The 17,846-nt window shown below is 56.7% G+C and carries 18 protein-coding genes; 6 read left to right on the forward strand and 12 right to left on the reverse strand.

The window, feature by feature from the left end:
• Nucleotides 1–14 precede the first annotated feature (14 nt).
• The 3 genes from pssA to ACVDG4_RS05385 form a co-directional block, all read right to left on the reverse strand.
• Complete coding sequence (gene pssA, locus ACVDG4_RS05375; RefSeq protein WP_447235087.1) at nt 15–827, reverse strand: CDP-diacylglycerol--serine O-phosphatidyltransferase; 813 nt, start codon at nt 825–827, stop codon at nt 15–17.
• 69 nt (nt 828–896) lie between these two features.
• On the reverse strand, nt 897–1,622 hold the full coding sequence (locus ACVDG4_RS05380) for a phosphatidylserine decarboxylase (protein WP_268873427.1): 726 nt from the start codon (nt 1,620–1,622) through the stop codon (nt 897–899).
• Between the two features lie 138 nt (nt 1,623–1,760).
• Nucleotides 1,761–2,711, reverse strand: a complete 951-nt coding sequence (locus ACVDG4_RS05385; protein WP_447234282.1) for a LysR family transcriptional regulator — start codon at nt 2,709–2,711, stop codon at nt 1,761–1,763.
• A 96-nt stretch (nt 2,712–2,807) separates the two neighbouring features.
• Here ACVDG4_RS05385 and ACVDG4_RS05390 point away from each other — a divergent pair, with 96 nt between their 5' ends.
• Nucleotides 2,808–2,990, forward strand: coding sequence for a hypothetical protein (locus ACVDG4_RS05390; RefSeq protein WP_409691237.1), 183 nt, complete (start codon nt 2,808–2,810; stop codon nt 2,988–2,990).
• Between the two features lie 51 nt (nt 2,991–3,041).
• On the opposite strand, the gene ACVDG4_RS05395 is transcribed toward ACVDG4_RS05390, so the two are convergent.
• From ACVDG4_RS05395 to ACVDG4_RS05405, 3 genes are all read right to left on the reverse strand, one after another.
• Entirely contained in the window at nt 3,042–4,997 is a 1,956-nt protein-coding gene (locus tag ACVDG4_RS05395) for an ABCB family ABC transporter ATP-binding protein/permease (RefSeq protein WP_447234283.1), read from the reverse strand.
• A 40-nt stretch (nt 4,998–5,037) separates the two neighbouring features.
• Nucleotides 5,038–5,427, reverse strand: coding sequence for an ArsR/SmtB family transcription factor (locus ACVDG4_RS05400; RefSeq protein WP_447234284.1), 390 nt, complete (start codon nt 5,425–5,427; stop codon nt 5,038–5,040).
• Nucleotides 5,428–5,562: 135 nt separating this feature from the next.
• Nucleotides 5,563–7,206 (reverse strand): LysM peptidoglycan-binding domain-containing protein, encoded by a 1,644-nt coding sequence (locus ACVDG4_RS05405; protein ID WP_447234285.1) that lies wholly within the window; start codon nt 7,204–7,206, stop codon nt 5,563–5,565.
• A 214-nt stretch (nt 7,207–7,420) separates the two neighbouring features.
• Between ACVDG4_RS05405 and ACVDG4_RS05410 the strand changes: the two genes are divergently transcribed.
• Together ACVDG4_RS05410 and ACVDG4_RS05415 are read left to right on the forward strand one after the other, a co-directional pair.
• Nucleotides 7,421–8,038 (forward strand): LOG family protein, encoded by a 618-nt coding sequence (locus tag ACVDG4_RS05410; RefSeq protein ID WP_209177595.1) that lies wholly within the window; start codon nt 7,421–7,423, stop codon nt 8,036–8,038.
• 159 nt (nt 8,039–8,197) lie between these two features.
• Nucleotides 8,198–9,457, forward strand: coding sequence for a GGDEF domain-containing response regulator (locus tag ACVDG4_RS05415; RefSeq protein WP_306146847.1), 1,260 nt, complete (start codon nt 8,198–8,200; stop codon nt 9,455–9,457).
• Nucleotides 9,458–9,469: 12 nt separating this feature from the next.
• Here ACVDG4_RS05415 and rarD read toward each other — a convergent pair whose 3' ends face one another.
• The 5 genes from rarD to cysS form a co-directional block, all read right to left on the reverse strand.
• Nucleotides 9,470–10,402, reverse strand: coding sequence for an EamA family transporter RarD (gene rarD, locus ACVDG4_RS05420; protein ID WP_166672747.1), 933 nt, complete (start codon nt 10,400–10,402; stop codon nt 9,470–9,472).
• A 26-nt stretch (nt 10,403–10,428) separates the two neighbouring features.
• Entirely contained in the window at nt 10,429–12,024 is a 1,596-nt protein-coding gene (gene cimA / locus ACVDG4_RS05425; protein ID WP_447234286.1) for a citramalate synthase, read from the reverse strand.
• Complete coding sequence (locus tag ACVDG4_RS05430; protein WP_306146844.1) at nt 12,021–12,527, reverse strand: GFA family protein; 507 nt, start codon at nt 12,525–12,527, stop codon at nt 12,021–12,023. The genes cimA and ACVDG4_RS05430 overlap by 4 nt, the downstream gene beginning before the upstream one ends.
• Nucleotides 12,524–13,003 carry a GFA family protein gene (locus ACVDG4_RS05435; RefSeq protein ID WP_447234287.1) on the reverse strand — a complete coding sequence of 160 codons (480 nt, stop codon included), beginning with the start codon at nt 13,001–13,003 and terminating at the stop codon, nt 12,524–12,526. Before ACVDG4_RS05435 ends, ACVDG4_RS05430 begins: the two co-directional genes overlap by 4 nt.
• Before the next feature lie 80 nt (nt 13,004–13,083).
• Nucleotides 13,084–14,511 (reverse strand): cysteine--tRNA ligase, encoded by a 1,428-nt coding sequence (gene cysS / locus ACVDG4_RS05440; protein WP_447234288.1) that lies wholly within the window; start codon nt 14,509–14,511, stop codon nt 13,084–13,086.
• A 276-nt stretch (nt 14,512–14,787) separates the two neighbouring features.
• Between cysS and ACVDG4_RS05445 the strand changes: the two genes are divergently transcribed.
• From ACVDG4_RS05445 to ACVDG4_RS05455, 3 genes are all read left to right on the forward strand, one after another.
• The gene (locus tag ACVDG4_RS05445; protein WP_447234289.1) at nt 14,788–16,476 is read left to right on the forward strand and encodes a L,D-transpeptidase family protein; all 1,689 of its coding nucleotides are present in this window, start codon (nt 14,788–14,790) and stop codon (nt 16,474–16,476) included.
• Nucleotides 16,477–16,615: 139 nt separating this feature from the next.
• The gene (locus tag ACVDG4_RS05450; protein WP_133950422.1) at nt 16,616–16,804 is read left to right on the forward strand and encodes a sugar transporter; all 189 of its coding nucleotides are present in this window, start codon (nt 16,616–16,618) and stop codon (nt 16,802–16,804) included.
• 64 nt (nt 16,805–16,868) lie between these two features.
• On the forward strand, nt 16,869–17,228 hold the full coding sequence (locus tag ACVDG4_RS05455) for an ArsR/SmtB family transcription factor (RefSeq protein ID WP_008188976.1): 360 nt from the start codon (nt 16,869–16,871) through the stop codon (nt 17,226–17,228).
• Nucleotides 17,229–17,251: 23 nt separating this feature from the next.
• On the opposite strand, the gene ACVDG4_RS05460 is transcribed toward ACVDG4_RS05455, so the two are convergent.
• Nucleotides 17,252–17,767, reverse strand: coding sequence for a CreA family protein (locus ACVDG4_RS05460; RefSeq protein WP_447234290.1), 516 nt, complete (start codon nt 17,765–17,767; stop codon nt 17,252–17,254).
• Nucleotides 17,768–17,846: the final 79 nt, after the last annotated feature.

Genomic DNA, 17,846 nt, shown 5'->3' on the forward strand with positions numbered 1-17,846 from the left:
GTGCCTTATCGCGGTTAGCTGCCGTGGTCCTTGTCACGGTCTGTGATGTTGTCGAGGTCGGTGTCGCTTTCATCGCCATCTTCATCGATGCTCTGGCCCGTGTCGGCCAAAACGAGTTTGCGATGTTGCTGCCAGGAAAAGGGAATGCTCAATAGATAGAGCACTGACCCGCCCGCCAGCATCCGGAATGGATAGCTGGCCGTCAGCGCAACAATCAGAACGGCAAAGACAAACAGCGGCAGAACATAATCCCGGCGCACCCGCGTACCGAAATTTTTGCCTGAAAACGTCGGCAGCCGGCTGATCAGAAGGAAAGCAATTGCAATGGTGTAAGCCGCGACCACGGCACTGTCTGCAAACCAGTGCGGAAACAGGCCAAGAAAGTCGAAATAAAGCGGCAAAAGCACTGTCAATGCACCGGCGGGAGCTGGCACGCCGGTAAAGAACCTAGAAGCCCAGGTTGGTTTGTCCGGGTCGTCCAAGGCCACATTGAACCTTGCCAGACGCAGAGCGGCGCAAATGGCAAAAATCAGAGCGGAAATCCAGCCGAGAGATCCAGCCTCATTCAGGATCCAGATGTAGAGCATCAACGCCGGCACGACGCCAAAATTGACAAAATCCGCCAGTGAATCCAATTCAGCGCCGAATTTTGACGTTCCCTTCATCAGACGGGCAACCCGGCCATCCAGCCCATCGAGAACAGCGGCAATTAAAACCGCACCAACGGCAAACTCCCAACGGCCCTCAAACGCCATGCGGACTGCCGTCAACCCGGAACACAATGCCAGGAGCGTCACCATGTTCGGCACGATCAGGCGCAGCGGCACCCTGCGAAAACGCGGCTGCCGCTTGGTCTTGATGGATGTGGGGCCAGTATCCTCGATCACGATCGCGCCTTAACTCACCCGGGTTAGTGTGGGTGCCGGAGCCTGCGGCTGGTTGAGGTCTGCCAGGACTGTTTCGCCCGCAATCATGGTTTGACCAAGCGCGACCTTCGGCACAGTTCCGGCAGGAAAATAGACATCGAGCCGGGAGCCGAAGCGGATCAAACCAAAGCGTTCGCCAGCGGAAAGATTCTCGCCTTCCTTCACAAAACAGACGATCCGGCGCGCGACCAGGCCTGCAATCTGAACAACACCAATGTTCGTGCCGTTGTGATCAATCACCAGACCGTTGCGCTCGTTGTCATCACTGGCCTTGTCGAGCTCCGCATTGAGGAACTTGCCCGCCCGGTATGCGACCCGAACAATCTTGCCGCCAACCGGTGCCCGGTTCACATGGCAGTTGAAAACGTTCATGAAGATCGAGACCCGGACCAAAGGTTCGGCGCCCAGCTCAAGCTCTTCTGGCGGGCGCACTGGACCTACATGGCTTACGACGCCATCTGCCGGGGAAATCACCAGCCCGTCGCCCACCGGGGTCACCCTTTGCGGGTCTCGGAAGAAATAGCAGACCCAACCTGTGAAGAAGAGACCGATCCAAAACAAGGGATCCACGAACCAGCCGACAACCAGGGTCGCAACCAGCGCAATAGCCACAAAGGGCCAGCCTTCGCGGTGAACCGGGACCAGGGATTTCGTTACGGAATCGACAATCGACATAGTTCTGCTTTCAGCATCCACAAACGGGCAGGATCATTTTCGAGCGGCGAAGATCTCACCGCAAATTGCTCATTGGTCGCCGAGCGCACCTAATGCGCAGGGCCACTGCCCCCGCTTCTAAAAGCTTTTTTTCTCAATGAGAACCGTTTTCGGGGCAGTTCAAGCGCTTTTTGCCGGAGCAGTGCCGATACCGGATGCCCCGGCATCCCGGTAATCACTCTCCCAATAGGCTGGTTTGCCGTATTTGGAGATCAGAAAATCGACGAAGACACTGACCTTGGGCGGCACAAAGCGTGTTGGCGGATAAACCGCCCAAATCGCCCCAACACGGGCGACCGGATAATCTTCCATCACAGCCACGAGACGCCCGTCCCGCAGATCCTCCCACACATGCGCCAACGATTTCAGGCTCAGTCCAAGGCCATGGATGGCAGCATCATATGTCAGGTCACCGCTGTCACCCTTGATCACCGGGTTCTTCAATTCAAAACCAACCTCCCCGTCCGGACCATCGAAATACCAAACCGGGACGGACGCCATGCTGATGCAATCGTGGTTGTTCAGGTCTTCAGGGGTTTTGGGCCGGCCTTTCCGGGCAAGGTAATCAGGCGATGCGCACAACGCTCTCGGATTTCCGCCCAGCCTGCGGGCCAGAAGTGAGCTGTCGGCAAGAGGCGCGCCCCGGATGGCCATATCGTAGCCTTCCTGAACCACATCGACCATGCGGTCAGAGATATCCATTTCGATTTGGACATCCGGGTAAAGGCTCCGGAATTCGACGAGATGCGGAAGAATGTGTTTCCGGCCGAAGAAAGTGTTGCACGAAATGCGCAACGCGCCTTGAGGCGAATCCTGCGTCGCCTCAAGCGCTTGCCGTGCCTGCTGCAACTCATTGATCGCAGACCGCGCGTGATCAAGAAGGACGCGGCCGGCTTCAGTCAGTGTTGTCTTCCGGGTTGTTCTTGCAAAAAGTTGCGCTCCAAACGTCTTTTCAAGATTGGTCAGACGCGCGCTTGCTGCAGATGGCGACAATCCGATCTCCCGGCCGGCACCTGACAAGCTGCCAAGCTCGGCGACCCTGATAAAGAACTCCAAATCATCCAGACGCATTATACCAAACTTTCGAAATATCCTTGCGATATAAGCCACATTCTTCAAATGGAAGCAATATGGGACAACGTCTCCACCGAAACGAAGGAGATCACCATGTTCCACACCGGAGACGAATTTGAAAACCGCGCCCGCGCTGAACGTCACTACGAGCTGCGCCGTTTGAGACATGCCCTGTCCGGCCTTTTGTTCGGCCGGACTGTGGAGACAGCCGCCAAGATGCCGAACTGGCTCACAAGCGCCAATGACAAGGATTTTCCGACCTCCCGCGCGGCTTAAGCGCGGGAGTTCCTTTCACTCGGGGAGTGCAATCGCGGCCCAGACACAAAACTATTTTGCGGGCACATAATCGGCCGGTTGCCCGCGGGTAATAATCCCGAGATCGTCGTTTTCGCGCGCTGCCCGCAAACGCTCTTCCGCCTCATCGGCTTCGCGCTGGCGCGCCCACATCGATGCATACAGTCCATCGTTGGTCAGAAGCTCCGAATGTGTTCCCCGTTCTGCAATTTCACCAGCTTCGAGCACAATGATCTGGTCCGCATTCACGACCGTGGACAAACGGTGAGCAATCACCAGCGTCGTGCGGTTCTTTGACACCTGATCCAATGCCGACTGGATCTCGCGTTCCGTATGAGTGTCCAGAGCCGAGGTTGCTTCATCCAGGATCAGGATCGGCGGTGCCTTGAGGATCGTCCGGGCGATTGCGACCCTCTGCTTTTCGCCACCGGAGAGCTTGAGCCCACGCTCGCCAACTTCAGACTGGTAGCCTTTCGGCAGGTTTTCGATAAAGTCGTGGATCTGCGCCATGCGCGCCGCGTCCCTCACCTCATCATCGGAGGCGTCCGGCCGCCCGTAGCGGATGTTGTACGCGATGGTGTCGTTGAAGAGGACAGTGTCCTGCGGGACCATACCAATCGCATGGCGCACACTTTCCTGGGTGACATCGCGAACATCCTGTCCATCGATCTCAACGGCGCCGCCGGTCACATCATAGAACCGGAACAACAGCCTTGAGATCGTCGATTTGCCTGCCCCGGACGGGCCGACAATGGCGATCGTCTTGCCGGCAGGCACATCAAAATCCACGCCCTTTAGAATCGGCCGATCGGCATCGTAGTGGAATTCGACATTTTTAAAGCGGATCGTGCCTGCAACAGCCTTGAGTGGAGCCGCTCCGTCTTTGTCCTTTATCTCGGCCGGCACAAGCAGGAGATCGAACATCGATTCGATATCGGCCAGACCCTGACGGATTTCGCGGTAGAGAAAGCCGATGAAATTGAGCGGCATGGAGATTTGCATCAGCAGTGCGTTGATCAGAACAAAATCGCCAATGTTCTGTTCGCCGGCCATGACCGCGCGGGCAGAAAGCCCCATACAGGCCGCCATTCCGAGCCCCAGGATCACTGCCTGACCGAAGTTGAGCCAGGCAAGCGACGTCCAGGTTTTTGTCGCCGCCTTTTCATACTTGGCCATCGAGACATCGAAGCGCTCGGCTTCCATCTTCTCATTGCCGAAGTATTTGACGGTTTCGAAATTCAGCAAGCTGTCGATGGCCTTCGAATTGGCATCCGTGTCGCTGTCGTTCATTTCCCGGCGGATAGCGATCCGCCAGTTGGAGGCCTTAATCGTGAACCAGACGTAAGCCACAATCATCACGGCAACGATCACGACATAGGCAAAGCCGAACTGGAACCAGATCACACCGGCCATAAGCGCAAATTCCAGAACGGTCGGGATCCCGTTGAGGATCGTAAAGCGGACGATCGACTCAATCCCTTTGACCCCACGTTCAATAACCCGGCTCAGGCCACCGGTTCGCCGGGCCAGATGAAACCGCAAGGAAAGTTGATGCAAATGGCGAAAGGTCAGTTTGGCAAGCTGGCGGACGGCGTGCTGGCCGACGCGGGCAAACAAGGCATCGCGCAACTGGTTGAACGCGACTGCCATCACCCGAGCCGCGTTGTAGGCCAGAACCAGCATGACCGGAGCCAAAAGGATGGTTGGCAGGCCAACATCTTCGCCTGCGAGGACATCTGTGGCCCAGGCGAAGAAATAGGGCGATAGAACGGTAATGAACTTGGCTACCACAAGTGCAGCAATTGCCAGCAAAACCCGTTTCTTCAGATCTGGCCGTGAAGACGGCCAGATATATGGCCAAAGGTTTTTGAGCGTTGAAAGCGTATCACCTTCATCCGCACTAACAGCCTTTTGTGCCGGCGCGCTTTTTTGTGCATGAGCAGGGTTTGACGGGGCCGAACCGGCCGACGTCCCATGTGATTGCGTCAAGTATTCTCTCCCGATGCCCTTTGCAGGCCGTTCCGGTAACTTATTCGTTTGCCGCCAACTCGTTCACCGCGCCAAGAACGCCGTTGTCGTGCTCGGAATTCAAAAGCCTCCAGAATGCATCCGATGCTTCCTGCGTCTTTGAAATCTGATCCCAGTTCAAAACATAATGGCAATTGCGCCCACGGGTGTCGCAGGTCAGAAACCCTGCATCTTTCAGAACCTGAAGGTGCTGTGACACGGTCGATTGAGCGAGCGGTAAGGCACTGACGATTTCGCCGCAGCAAGCTTCTTTTTCACCGGCCAAACGCCGCAGGATCGCAAGGCGCGCCGGATGCCCAAGCGCCCGGAACTGTGCAGCCAGGTTTTCACATCCCGACAGACCGGACGCGTTTTCGCCGCTTGCGGTGTGCGGGCAAACCTGATCGCTCATGCGGGGAACTCCTTTCGGGCGGCGCCAATAATCGTAAATATGCGATCAATACCCAAAAAGACAAGGTCCAACACGAATACGGGCGGACACCAAAACGGCGCCCGCCCCAATAAACACTAAAAAAACCTATAGTTATCAGCCGTTCCGGCCGGTATCTGAGGTAGGTGCGGGCCAGTTCAGGTCTCCTTCCGGTGTGAGGAACACCTGTCCCGGATAGATCAGATCCGGATCGCGAATCTGGCCCTTGTTGGCTTGGTAGATTGTGGTGTAGCGGATACCGTCCCCATAAAGGCGCCTGGAGATCCGCCAGAGATTGTCCCCCTTGCGAATGATCACAACAGGCAGCGCCTTCTTGACGTCCGCGCCGTCACCGTCTGCCGAGCCGGAAGTTCCGCTCGCGACGACCTTTGTCAGGACGATCTGTTCATCCTGTTGTTTTTCAAAGGTCACGGCCGCCCGCGCATCCACTGATTTGCCGTCTTCGGCAATCATGTCAGCCCGGACTTCCACATTGCCTTCTGCGACCGACTTGTCGCCTTCAAGGAGCCACCGGCCGCTGGAATTTGCTGTGGCCTCGCCCTGGTAATCATCACCGACATAGACACGGACAGACGATCCAGGTTCTGCGGTGCCGGCGACGTAGACCTTGTTCTCTTCCGACTCCACTGCTTCAACCGTAACAGGCGGGTTACCGCCCTCAGTGCCGGTTTCGGCAGATGCACTCGTCTCGCCCTGAGAGGCCGCGGCAACTTTCTGGTTTGTGTCGTTTGGAGCCGCATCACCAGAACTATCCGGAGCGTCGGAGGCAGAGGCCGTTGTCGTCTCTGCGGGCGTCGTGGTTGCTTCCGGTTCTGAAGCTGTGCTGGTTCCGGCGACCTCTGCCGTCTGCTCAGTCGCTTGGGAACCGCTGTCGGCAGTTTGTTGTTGTGTGTCTGCGGTCGCAGTTCCGTTCGAAGCTGTGTCGGCGTCAGTGCTCGATGCAGCTGCCGACACAGTTGTTTCAGCGGCTGCCGGAGCAGCTCCCTCAGAACCGCCAGCCTCTGCTGTGAGGTTCTCAGAACTCGAGGAGCTCGGTGTGTCTCTTGCTGCTTCAGTGATCGGTGCCGCGGCCACAACAGTTTCCTCAGCCTTTGGCGCTTCAGCGACTGCAGCCGGCGCTTCCGGCTTTTGCAAGATATTGGACGGTCCATCAGGCGAATTCAGGACCACGAGCGGCTGTTGTTTTCCACCCTCCGGAATGGAGATGGCAACCCGTTCGTCGGACGTGGACAGCTGCTCTCCGCCCTGATCATGAACTTCCAGAGCAACGTCATAGTCGCCCGGCTTCAACGGCTCATCCAAAATGATGGTCCATTCGCCCGCCGGGTTGGCAATGGTTTTGCCAACCACCTGACCGTTTGCTGTCAGCGCCACAATGGCTCCGGCTTCCGACCGACCCGCGACAACCGTCTCGCCGGTTGGTTCCACACCCACCACGTCGAAGCTCGGCTTGTCTGACACTGCCGCAGTTTCAGACGCCTCGGGTTCGTCAGGTGTGGCGGCCGGGTTTTCTTCTGGCTGAACTGCGGGTTCAGGCGTGACGGCCTGCTGGTCCGGAGCAGCACTTGCCTGTTGATCGCCTTTGGAGGACTCGTTTGTGGTTCCAGGAACCTGGCTATCTGCGCGCTCCTGCTCCACCGGCATCTCGCCACTGTCACGATAGAAGTAACCGGTGATCAATGCCGCCACACCGACAGGCACGGCGATTATCAAAGTCCGGATCAGAGTCTGCTTGTTCATTGCTCTTCCCATCGAAAGCCAGGCGATCGATCGATCGGTGCTTTCGTCTCTTCCCCTTGGCAGACGGCAGCAAATGTCCGCGCGCCCCACAGTTTTACTTATTCACATGCATAACGGCCTTTTTGTGCTGCGGCAAGAAAACCGCGGATCACCGGTCCACCTTTCAAACACAATGCTTGACCTGTTGCATGGGGCAATGCCACATCATGTCGTTATGACGACAAATTCTCCTAAGCATCTCAAAAGCGTTTGTGTTTATTGCGGCTCGAGCTTCGGGTCGGACCCTGCACATGAGGCGGCAGCCGCTCGACTTGGCCAGTTGATTGCCGAAGCCGGATTGCGGCTTGTGTATGGCGGGGGCTCGGTTGGCCTGATGGGGACCGTCGCGCGCGCAGCGATGGAATGCGGCGGTCAGGTCACGGGAATTATTCCGCAGTTTCTTGAAAAACGCGAGGTGATGCTGGACACAGTTGAAGACCTCGTGATCACCCAGAACATGCACGAACGCAAACATCTGATGTTCGAAAAGTCAGATGCCTTCATCGCTCTTCCAGGTGGGATTGGGACGCTGGAAGAAGCGGTCGAAATGATGACCTGGGCTCAGCTTGGCCAGCACCGCAAGCCGGTTGTTCTTGCGAATATCAACGGCTTTTGGTCCCCCCTTCTTGAGCTGCTCGATCACATGCGCGCGCAGGGATACATCCGGCCAGACACTGAAGTCCCTTACCTAATTGCCAAACAAGTGGATCAGATCATCCCCATGCTCGAAAAAAGTATCGGCGATGGTTCTGATGCGCCGTTCGAAGGTGGAGCGGCGGCCGCAGATCTTTAGCCAGCAAAAAATAACGAAACTCTCCGAACGTTAGGTGTTCGGCGACTGGACGACGATTTTCGCTGGTCTTTTCGGTATGTTTTGACCCTCTGGTTAAGGTCTTGGAAGCTTCTTCCCTTGTAAATTTGCCAAGCAAATCACACGGGCGGATCAGCTTACATGCGCACTATGCTTCTGGTGGAAGACGCATCGTTCTTCGAAAAGGCGATCGTTGACCGGCTTCAGGATATCGGACGTCACCAGATCATGGTCGCGCGAAATTTCAGTGAAGCGGAAAGCTGCCTGGACATGCCGATCTGCGAACCCGATCTTGCATTGGTGGATCTGACTCTGCCGGACGCGCCAAATGGCGAAATTGTAGACCTTTGCCGCAACAGAAACATTCCGACGATCATCTTCACAAGCAAGTTCGACAACGAAGTCCGTGAAAAGGCCCTTGCAAAAGGGGTGATCGATTACGTCCTGAAGGATACACCCGCAAGCCTCGATTATGTGGCTGAGTTGCTGAAACGGCTGTCCTACAATCCCAAGATCGGTATCTTGATTCTGGATGATTCCTCTGTCGACCGGGAGCGGATCGCCCAGATCACATCGCACCATCTTTATCAGACTTACCAAGCCAGCACGCCGGCTGAAGCCCTGCAGATGTTGCGGGATCACCCGCACATCCGGCTTGTTCTTGCCGATTATTACATGCCGGACGAAGACGGTTTTGCATTTCTGAAGACGGTGCGGCGGAAATACAGCCGCGAACGCCTGAGCGTGATTGGCATGTCGTCGCTATCGAACTCAGATAACCGCATCCGCTTCTTGAAGTACGGCGCTGCCGATTTCATCGACAAGTCCTATGCGCCAGAAGAAATCCTTCTCCGGATTTCGTTAAACCTGGACATGATGGACCGCATCGCAGAGCTCAACACCCTTGCCATGCAGGATGCGCTGACCGGGGTTCACAATAGGCACTTCCTTTTCACAAAGGCCGTGAAGCAAATCGAGTCCTGGGCACATTCGGGCAATAAAGCGTCTTGGATTGCGGTGTTTGATCTCGATTCATTCAAACAGATCAACGACGAATACGGACATGATGTCGGCGACAGTGTCCTTCTAGGTTTTGCGCGCCAGCTTCGAGCGCTCGCCGGACCGGAGGACATAATCATCCGGCTGGGCGGCGACGAGTTCTGCATGATCTTCCGATCGGAAACACGCGACAGCCTAACCCTGAAACTGGCCGGGTTCATGAAGAGCCTCAGCACACACCCGATCCGGCATTCGGGAACCGACCTTCTGTGCCAAACAAGTGTCGGCATTGCAAAGCTCGAGGGCGGAGAGATCTCCGACGCGCTCAGCATCGCCGACAAACATCTTTACGCCTCCAAGCGGAGTGGGTTTGAAATGCTCGCCGTCGCTTCCGACGGATGACAGACCAGCAGATTAGACCGTCGCCTGCTGCGCTTTTCTGGCGTTTCGTGCATTCCGCCAGCTGTCGAATGTAAAGACCACGAGCGCAATCCAGATCATGACAAAACCGAGCAGTTTGACCTGATCCAGCGGCTCTCCCCAGACATAAACCGCCATCAGAAAGTGTATCGAAGGCGCAATGTATTGCATCAAACCAAGCATGAAGAGTGGCAGACGGCGTGCGGCCGAGCTGAAACAGATCAGCGGCAACGCCGTAACAATGCCTGTGCCTGCAAGCGCAATGAGAACTGGAATATCATCCAGGATCAGCGCATCCACACCCCATGAAAGGCTGAGAAGCAGGTATCCGATCGCAATTGGAAACAGCAGCACCGTCTCAACAAACAGGCCGGGCGTTGCCTTTACCGGTGTCACCTTCCGCACATAGCCGTAGCCTGCGAACGAGAACGCGAGCACCAGAGACACCCAAGGCAGCCCACCCGCCAGTACCGCCTGCAAGACAACGGCAAATCCGGCCATGGCAACGGCAATGTACTGCCATTTCGTCATGCGTTCGCGCAAAACGATCAGCCCAACCAAAATGCTGACGAGCGGATTGATGAAATAGCCGAGCGATACGTCCAGCACCTGCTCGTTCGCAATCGCCCAGACAAACACCAGCCAATTGACCGAAATGAACGACGCGGACATCGCGAGTTTTTTCAAGACTGCCGGGTCAGCAAAGACATCAAGAACTTCCTGCCAGCGGCCCCGAAGATACAGAAAGCCGCCAACGAACAGAACGGACCAAGCAATCCGGTGCGCAACGACGAGGTCCGCCGAAACCGTATCGGTCAGCTTGTAGTAGGCCGGAAAGAACCCCCACATGCCGTAAGCCGCAAGGCCAAAGAGGAGGCCACGGCGGAGTTCGTTTTCCGCCTCGGTGCGTGTCACGGGCTCAGACATAGCGCGTGCCTTTCTGGCGCCGAACCTTAGCTCTCCTGAGCCTTGACAAGCGCGAATGTGATGGAATCGACCAGCGCTTGAAAGGACGCATCGACGATATTGGAGGAGACACCGATGGTGAACCAGCGCCGCTGGGTCCTGGCATCATGGCTTTCGATCAGAACCCGGGTCACCGCATCGGTACCACCGTTCAAGATGCGCACCTTATAGTCGATTAGCTCCAGCCCTTCAATCGCAGCCTGATACTTTCCAAGGTCCTTGCGCAGGGCCATGTCGAGCGCGTTGACCGGGCCGTTACCTTCCGCAACGGACATGCGCGTCTCCCCATCGACGTTTACCTTTACCACCGCTTCGGAGACCGTGATCAGATCACCGATGGCATTAAACCGGCGCTCGACCATGACTTTAAAGGAATCTACCTGGAAAAAGTCCGGCACCTCTCCGAGCTCGCGTAGCGCAAGTAGTTCAAAGGATGCATCCGCTGCCTCATAGGCATATCCGAGCGCCTCCCGCTCCTTCACCTTGGCCAGCAGCCGGTCCAGACGAGGGTCGGCCTTGTTGACCGTGATGCCGACACGTGCCAGCTCGCCCAGCAGATTGCTCTTTCCGGCTTGATCGGAAACGAGCACCCGGCGCTGATTGCCCACGGACTCCGGGGCCACATGCTCATAGGTCTGCGGATCCTTCAAGATAGCCGAGGCGTGAATGCCGGCCTTGGTCGCAAACGCCGTTTCCCCCACATAGGGTGCATGCCGGTTTGGCGAGCGGTTGAGGATCTCGTCGAAGGCATGAGAGATCGCGGTGATGTCCTGAAGCTGGTCTTCACTGACACCGATTTCCAGACGGTCGGCAAACTGTGATTTCAGTTTCAGGGTCGGGATCAGTGTGATCAGGTTCGCATTACCGCAGCGCTCGCCCAGACCGTTCAGGGTCCCCTGGACCTGCCGCACCCCGGCATCGACGGCTGTCAGGGAATTGGCCACCGCATGACCGGTGTCATCGTGCGTGTGAATGCCAAGATGACTGCCGGGCACGACCTCCTGAACCTTCGTCACGATGGAATGGATCTCGTCGGGCAATGTGCCCCCGTTGGTATCACACAGAACAACCCAGCGGGCTCCGGCCTGATAGGCAGTCCGAGCGCACGCGAGCGCATAGTCTGGATTGGCTTTATAGCCATCGAAGAAATGTTCACAGTCGATCATGGCTTCCTTGCCGGCCGAAACGGCAGCCGTGACAGTACCTTCGATCGCTTCGAGGTTTTCCTCATTTGTGCAACCAAGCGCCACATCCACATGATAATCCCAGGCCTTGGCAACAAAACAGCAGGCGTCCGACTGGCTGGCCAGGATCTGTTGGAGGCCAGGATCGTTCGACGCCGATCGCCCTGCCCGCTTCGTCATTCCGAAGGCAGTGAACGTCGCATTTTTTGTCCGCTTTTGAGAGAAGAACTCGGTATCGGCCGGATTTGCTCCAGGATAACCGCCTTCCACATAGTCGACCCCAAGCCGCTCCAGCAGTTCTGCAATGACGATCTTCTCGTTTACGGAAAAATCAATACCGCTGGTTTGCGCACCATCGCGCAGGGTCGTGTCGAATAGGTAGAGGCGGTCTTTGGTCATCTGTCTGTTCCGTCGGACATCTGCGGCGCTACGGGCCACTCTTTCGTATCGTGGTCTGGGTGCTGGTGATTGCTGGCGTCAATTTCGGCGATCACATCCGCAAATTCCGGGTCATCTTCGGGCCCGCCCGGCAACGCATGCAACGTGTCAACGCCCGAGATCCTGTCCCGCTTCCAGTGTTGTTTCGTTACGGGGACCCGGGCGGGCTCATCAAATGCTCCGATCGCCAGCCCAATCAATGGATAATCGCGATAGGCAAAAACAAGCGGTGTTCCGCACCGGCTGCAAAACCCGCGATCAACTACGTCAGAGGAGGCGTAATAAGTTGGCTGCCCGCGGGTCCATGTCAGATCTTCGTGGCGCGCATCGACAAGTGGCGCGAAGAAATTGCCGAATGCCTTCTGGCACATCCGGCAATGGCAAATGCTCGCTTCACCCAGTGTTCCCTCAACGCGAAACCGAACCGCGCCGCATTGGCAGCCCCCGGTGTAGGACCCGCTCATCGGATGGTCTCCGGCCAGGCTTCCGTATCCCGATCCGGATGCTGGTGGTTGCGGAGGTTGAAAAACACGTCCTGTGCCGCAGCCTCCGCTTCTTCCGTTCGGGTCGGCAGATCCGCAAGTCCCTCGCACCAGGACAAGCGGTTCTCCAGTCCCAACTGGATTTCCGGGGCCACAAGATCCGGCTGATCGAGGCTCGCGATCGTGATGTCGATATGAGAGCCTTCAAACTCATAGGTCAGCGGCGTGCCGCAGTCCCGGCAAAATCCGCGCCGAACGAGGTTTGAACTCTGAAAGTAAGCTGGCTCTCCCCGCGTCCAACTGAGATTTTCAACGACGACGAGCGCTGCAAACGGTCCGCCGACCGCCTTTTGGCACATGCGGCAATGGCAAATCGACGGCCGTTTGAACCCTTCAGCACAGTACCGCACCGCCCCGCACTGGCAGCCGCCGGACTTGATGTCTGTTTCTTCCGTCATCCGTTTTGCCTCTCCCTTTTGCTCTAACGGTTCTTCGTTAACTGCAAAGAACCGTTAGGCCAGTCTTTCCCTGACCCAGTTCACCGCTTCATTTCCCAGGTCGTCACGCGGGCGCCGGTTTCAGAGTCTTTTGAATCCTTTAGCGCGATGCCTTGAGATGCCAGTTCATCGCGGATCCGGTCGGCTTCGGCCCAGTTCTTTCCGTTGAGCGCCTCCAGCCGGGCAGTGATGGCAGCCTTGATTGCGGCTTCGTCGATGCCGGACATATCCGCTGCAACAGGCTTGAGACCCAACAGAGCTCCAGAAGCTGAAAACTCGGCCAGTTTAACCGGGTCCTTGTTCGCCTCGCCCGCAAGGCCATGCAACGCCTGAATGGCTGCGGCCGTATTCAGATCATCGTTCATGGCATCAAGCACGTCTGCTGCCGGAGCCGCATCCGTCTCGACAAGATCCGGCCATTTGCCCAACAGGTTCTCTGCCTCTTCCAGCTTGCGCACAGAAAAGTCGATCGGCTCCTTGTAATGGGTCATCAGCATGGCAAGGCGCAGCACTTCGCCGGGCCATTTGCGGCCGCCGAAATTCTCCGTCTCCAGAAGCTCGTGGATGGTGAAGAAGTTGCCCTCCGACTTGGACATCTTCCGGCCTTCAACCTGCACAAAGCCATTGTGAACCCAATAGTTCGACATGGTTTTTGTGTCGTTGGCGCAGCACGATTGGGCGATCTCGTTTTCATGGTGCGGAAAGATCAGATCCAACCCGCCGCCGTGAATGTCAAAGACCTTGCCAAGATGGTGCTCGCTCATGACGGAGCACTCGATGTGCCAGCCCGGACGTCCGCGCCCCCACGGACTGTCCCAACCGGGCTCTTCCGGCGAGGACAGTTTCCAAAGCACAAAGTCTCCCGGGTTCTTCTTGTGGCTGTCTACCGCAATGCGGGCACCCGCGATCTGCTCATCCAGCTTGCGCTTGGACAGACCGCCGTAATCCGGCATTGAAACCGTGTCGAACAGCACTTCGCCACCATCCGCGGTCTCAGCCACATAGGCATGCCCCTTTTCGATGAGCAGTTCGATCATCTTGACCATGCCATCGATGTGCTCGGTTGCCCGCGGCTGGACAGTCGGCTCCAGGCAGCCAAGGGATGCCACATCCTTTTGGTATTGATCCGCCGTCTTTTTGGTGACTTTTGAGATCGCCTCATTGAGCGGCATATCCGGATAATCGCGCAGCGCACGTGCGTTGATCTTGTCGTCAACGTCCGTGATGTTGCGGGCATAGGTAACGTGTTCAGCGCCGTAGAGATGGCGCAGCAACCGGTACAAAACGTCAAACACAATCGCCGGACGCGCATTGCCGATATGGGCAAAGTCGTAAACGGTCGGTCCGCAGACATAGAGACGCACGTTGCTATCATCGATCGCGCAGAAGTCTTCCTTCTGGCGGGTCAATGTGTTGGTGAGCTTCAAGCCCTTGAAGGTGCCGGATTTCGCTGGGTCAGCGGCGCTCATGTCAAACGGTCTCCTGGCCGGCTGGCCGGGCGGTCCGTCTACAAGGAAATTTGCCAAGAGGGAACGGCCACAGCCAGCGGTGTCGCTAGCTGCAAATAATGGTGGTGATAATGATGTTCCGTGTGGCCGTCATCATGGCAAGCGTTATGGACCGGTTTCATCAGAGCGGTCAAGATCACTTTTTCATGCAAACAGCTCTTCCTTCAGGTTCTGGCGTTGGCGCACAGGCCGGGAACCTTTAATCTGACGCTGCGGGAATCAAGGAGGGGCTTTCCGATGCACAGGACAGATCATGCGAGCCGGTACATTCGACACGCAGCACTGATCACGCTGGTAACAGCGGTGTTCGCGATACAGCCCTTGGCAGGGCTTGCCCAGTCGGCGCCAGCCCCAACCTCAAAGCCGCAGCGTGCCGCAGAAAACGTGGAAGTCCCAGCGCCCGTCTTCCTGGAACCGGAAACGCCAATCGCCAAGGCGCTGCAAGCGGCGATGTCACCGGATGTCTCGGAAAAGGCAGTCCTGTTTTACGGGCAGCGCGCTTTTGCCCCGATCTGGTTTTCCGCCGAAGGCATGAGCGAAAACGCACATTTGGCCGTCGCGGCCATGGCGGCGGCAAATGAGCACGCGCTCAATCCGGAAAACTATGACCCGCTCGGCCTTGTGGATATGGCTTCCTCTGCCCAGACCGCAGACGACTGGGCACAGTTCGAGTTGGAACTCACCAGGCAGTATCTGCGCTATGCCACGCACCTCTCTTCCGGCCGCGTTCAACCGAACAAGGTCAACAAGGCCCTGAACCTGTTTCCGGACCGTCCAGACCCGACAATGCTGCTTGAACAGGCCGTAGAGGCGGTTGACTTTAGCGCGTTCCTGGAAGGTCTTGCGCCCCGTTCTGACAATTACGCGCGCCTGAAACGGCGTCTTGCTCAATATCGCGAGAAAGCAGCCAGCGGCCCCTTCACCACTGTTCCGGACGGCGATGTGCTCAAGCCCGGCATGAGCGATCCGCGTGTTGCTGCGCTCCGGCAACGGCTGATTGAAGAAGACATTCCCGGAGCAGCCGAACACAGCGGCGACGTTTACGACGGTGTTCTCATCGAAGCCGTCACAACCTTCCAGGATCACCACGGCCTAGCCAACGATGGCGTCATCGGCAAGGAAACCCTCGCCCGCTTGAACATTCCCTTGGAAGAAAAACTGGTCCAGATGGAGCTCAACATGGAGCGCCGGCGCTGGATGCGGGACGATCTCGGCAGCTTTTATGTGTTCGTCAACCTGGCCGACCAGGAGCTCAAAGTGGTCAAGGAAGGCAAGACCATCCACACCGCGCCGGTGGTGGTTGGCAAGCCTTACCACGCCACACCGGTGTTTTCCGATACGCTCGACTACGTGGAGATCAATCCCTTCTGGAACGTCCCCTATTCCATCGCCACGTCGGAGTATTTGCCGAAGCTGAAGCAAAATCCCTCGGCTCTTACGAGCAAAAACATCCGGGTGTTCCGGGACGGGACTGAAATCGCCCCAACGCAGGTAGCGTGGAACAGCTACGCGCGGGGCAATTTTCCCTTCCGGCTGCGGCAGGATCCGGGAAACAGCAATGCGCTGGGGCGGATCAAGTTCATGTTCCCGAACGAGTTCAATATTTACATCCACGACACGCCATCAAAATCCCTATTTTCCCGGGCCGAACGGGCCTTCAGCCATGGCTGCATCCGGGTATCAGATCCCTTTGCACTCGCTGATGTCCTGTTGGCCCATAAGAATGCGGATGAAGGGCATTGGGAGAAAATCAGGGATTCAGAAAAGCGGACCGTTGTCAAACCCAGCGTGCCGATCGAAGTACACCTCACCTATCTGACCGCATGGATGAACAAGGACGGTTCGACTCACTTCAGAAAAGACATTTATGGCCGGGACGAGAAGCTTTTGGACGCGCTACGGACCGCCATGACAGAGAATCTATAGAGATTTTCTTATACCTATCAACACCTTGAAGGTAGTTCATAAACCTGAACGCCAGCTGAATACGGCACTCAGAATGGGTTCAAGGCGCAAAACATATTCTCCGGATCAACAACACAGCGTTGCCTTCTGGAGAAAGAAAATGTTGAACCGCCTTTTTGTGATCATCTTCCTGGCTATTGTCCTCGGCGGTCCGTTCATCGCGCTCTTGGCAATTACGGACGGAACAAAGGCATTCGGCAACGAAGTTCAACAGAAAAGCGTTTGCCTGATGACCGGAACCGGTTGTGGAAACGGAAACCTGGTTGTCACCGTTGCTAGCCGCATATAAAAGCGCCAAAGAACACGGACGTTCTTTGATTGCGTCCCACAACGAAGTTTGGCAAGGTCTCTAGATGGACTATAAAGCGCTGGAAGAAAAAGCGGAAACCGCCGCAGAATTCATGAAGCTGATGGCTTCCGCGCCCCGGTTGCTTCTGATGTGCCATGTGATGGACGAAGAGCGTAGCGTTGGCGAATTGGCCGAGAAGACCGGTATGCGCATGCCGACTGTCTCTCAGCAGCTTGCTCTTTTGCGCGCGCAAGGGCTTGTTTCAACACGGCGCGAAGGCACCACCATCTATTACCGGCTGGCCAGCGAACCGGTCAAAGATGTGATGGCCATGCTTTACAAGCATTTTTGTGCGGACGCCGAACTGCCAGTCGCCCACCATCTTGAAACGCTCGAAGGCGACAAGCCGGGCTCACGCCAATAAGGCGCAAGCTGCGGCCTCCCGACTTAGCTCTCCAAGTAGTCTCCACAGCGCGGTGGTTCCTGGGTTCCCCAAGGCATCAACGGTACGGTCGATGTTGAATTCTTCGGGCTACCTTCGATCAGCTTGTCGGAATAGACCATATAAACAAGCGTATTCCGCTTCACATCGCAGCCGCGCACGATCCGCATCTTCTTGAACATGAACGAACGGCCCTGGCGGAACATTTCTTCGCCTTGCTCGAAGTTTTCCTTGATCTGCACCGGGCCGACCTGACGGCATGCGAGCGATACATCCGAGACTTCTTCTGCAACGCCCAGCCAACCGGAAACTCCGCCCTTTTCCGGAACAGTGAAGTGGCAGGATACTCCGTCAATCAGAGGGTCATCGATGGCATAGGTCGCCAGCTTGTGGTCCGGGGTCAAAAACTTCCAGACGGTCGATTTTTTGAAGATCAGATCCGGTTCATCGTTGGCAAATGCCGGGGCAGCGGCCTGCACACAAAGGCTGAGAAGGATAATGACTGCAGCGCGAAACCGCATGATAAAACTCCAAGTGTCGAAAAGCTGTCTTCAATGTGGGAACCAGCCTCAGAGTATCAAGCACTCTACGCGTTAGAAA

The organism is Roseibium sp. MB-4, from assembly GCF_053005265.1.

Coding starts and splice junctions, on each gene's coding strand:
- ACVDG4_RS05385 (WP_447234282.1), bottom strand. CDS start 2,711: ATGCGTCTGGATGATTTGGAGTTCTTTATCAGGGTCGCCGAGCTTGGC.
- ACVDG4_RS05390 (WP_409691237.1), top strand. CDS start 2,808: ATGTTCCACACCGGAGACGAATTTGAAAACCGCGCCCGCGCTGAACGT.
- ACVDG4_RS05400 (WP_447234284.1), bottom strand. CDS start 5,427: ATGAGCGATCAGGTTTGCCCGCACACCGCAAGCGGCGAAAACGCGTCC.
- ACVDG4_RS05405 (WP_447234285.1), bottom strand. CDS start 7,206: ATGAACAAGCAGACTCTGATCCGGACTTTGATAATCGCCGTGCCTGTC.
- ACVDG4_RS05410 (WP_209177595.1), top strand. CDS start 7,421: ATGACGACAAATTCTCCTAAGCATCTCAAAAGCGTTTGTGTTTATTGC.
- ACVDG4_RS05415 (WP_306146847.1), top strand. CDS start 8,198: ATGCGCACTATGCTTCTGGTGGAAGACGCATCGTTCTTCGAAAAGGCG.
- rarD (WP_166672747.1), bottom strand. CDS start 10,402: ATGTCTGAGCCCGTGACACGCACCGAGGCGGAAAACGAACTCCGCCGT.
- cimA (WP_447234286.1), bottom strand. CDS start 12,024: ATGACCAAAGACCGCCTCTACCTATTCGACACGACCCTGCGCGATGGT.
- ACVDG4_RS05430 (WP_306146844.1), bottom strand. CDS start 12,527: ATGAGCGGGTCCTACACCGGGGGCTGCCAATGCGGCGCGGTTCGGTTT.
- ACVDG4_RS05435 (WP_447234287.1), bottom strand. CDS start 13,003: ATGACGGAAGAAACAGACATCAAGTCCGGCGGCTGCCAGTGCGGGGCG.
- cysS (WP_447234288.1), bottom strand. CDS start 14,511: ATGAGCGCCGCTGACCCAGCGAAATCCGGCACCTTCAAGGGCTTGAAG.
- ACVDG4_RS05445 (WP_447234289.1), top strand. CDS start 14,788: ATGCACAGGACAGATCATGCGAGCCGGTACATTCGACACGCAGCACTG.
- ACVDG4_RS05450 (WP_133950422.1), top strand. CDS start 16,616: ATGTTGAACCGCCTTTTTGTGATCATCTTCCTGGCTATTGTCCTCGGC.
- ACVDG4_RS05455 (WP_008188976.1), top strand. CDS start 16,869: ATGGACTATAAAGCGCTGGAAGAAAAAGCGGAAACCGCCGCAGAATTC.
- ACVDG4_RS05460 (WP_447234290.1), bottom strand. CDS start 17,767: ATGCGGTTTCGCGCTGCAGTCATTATCCTTCTCAGCCTTTGTGTGCAG.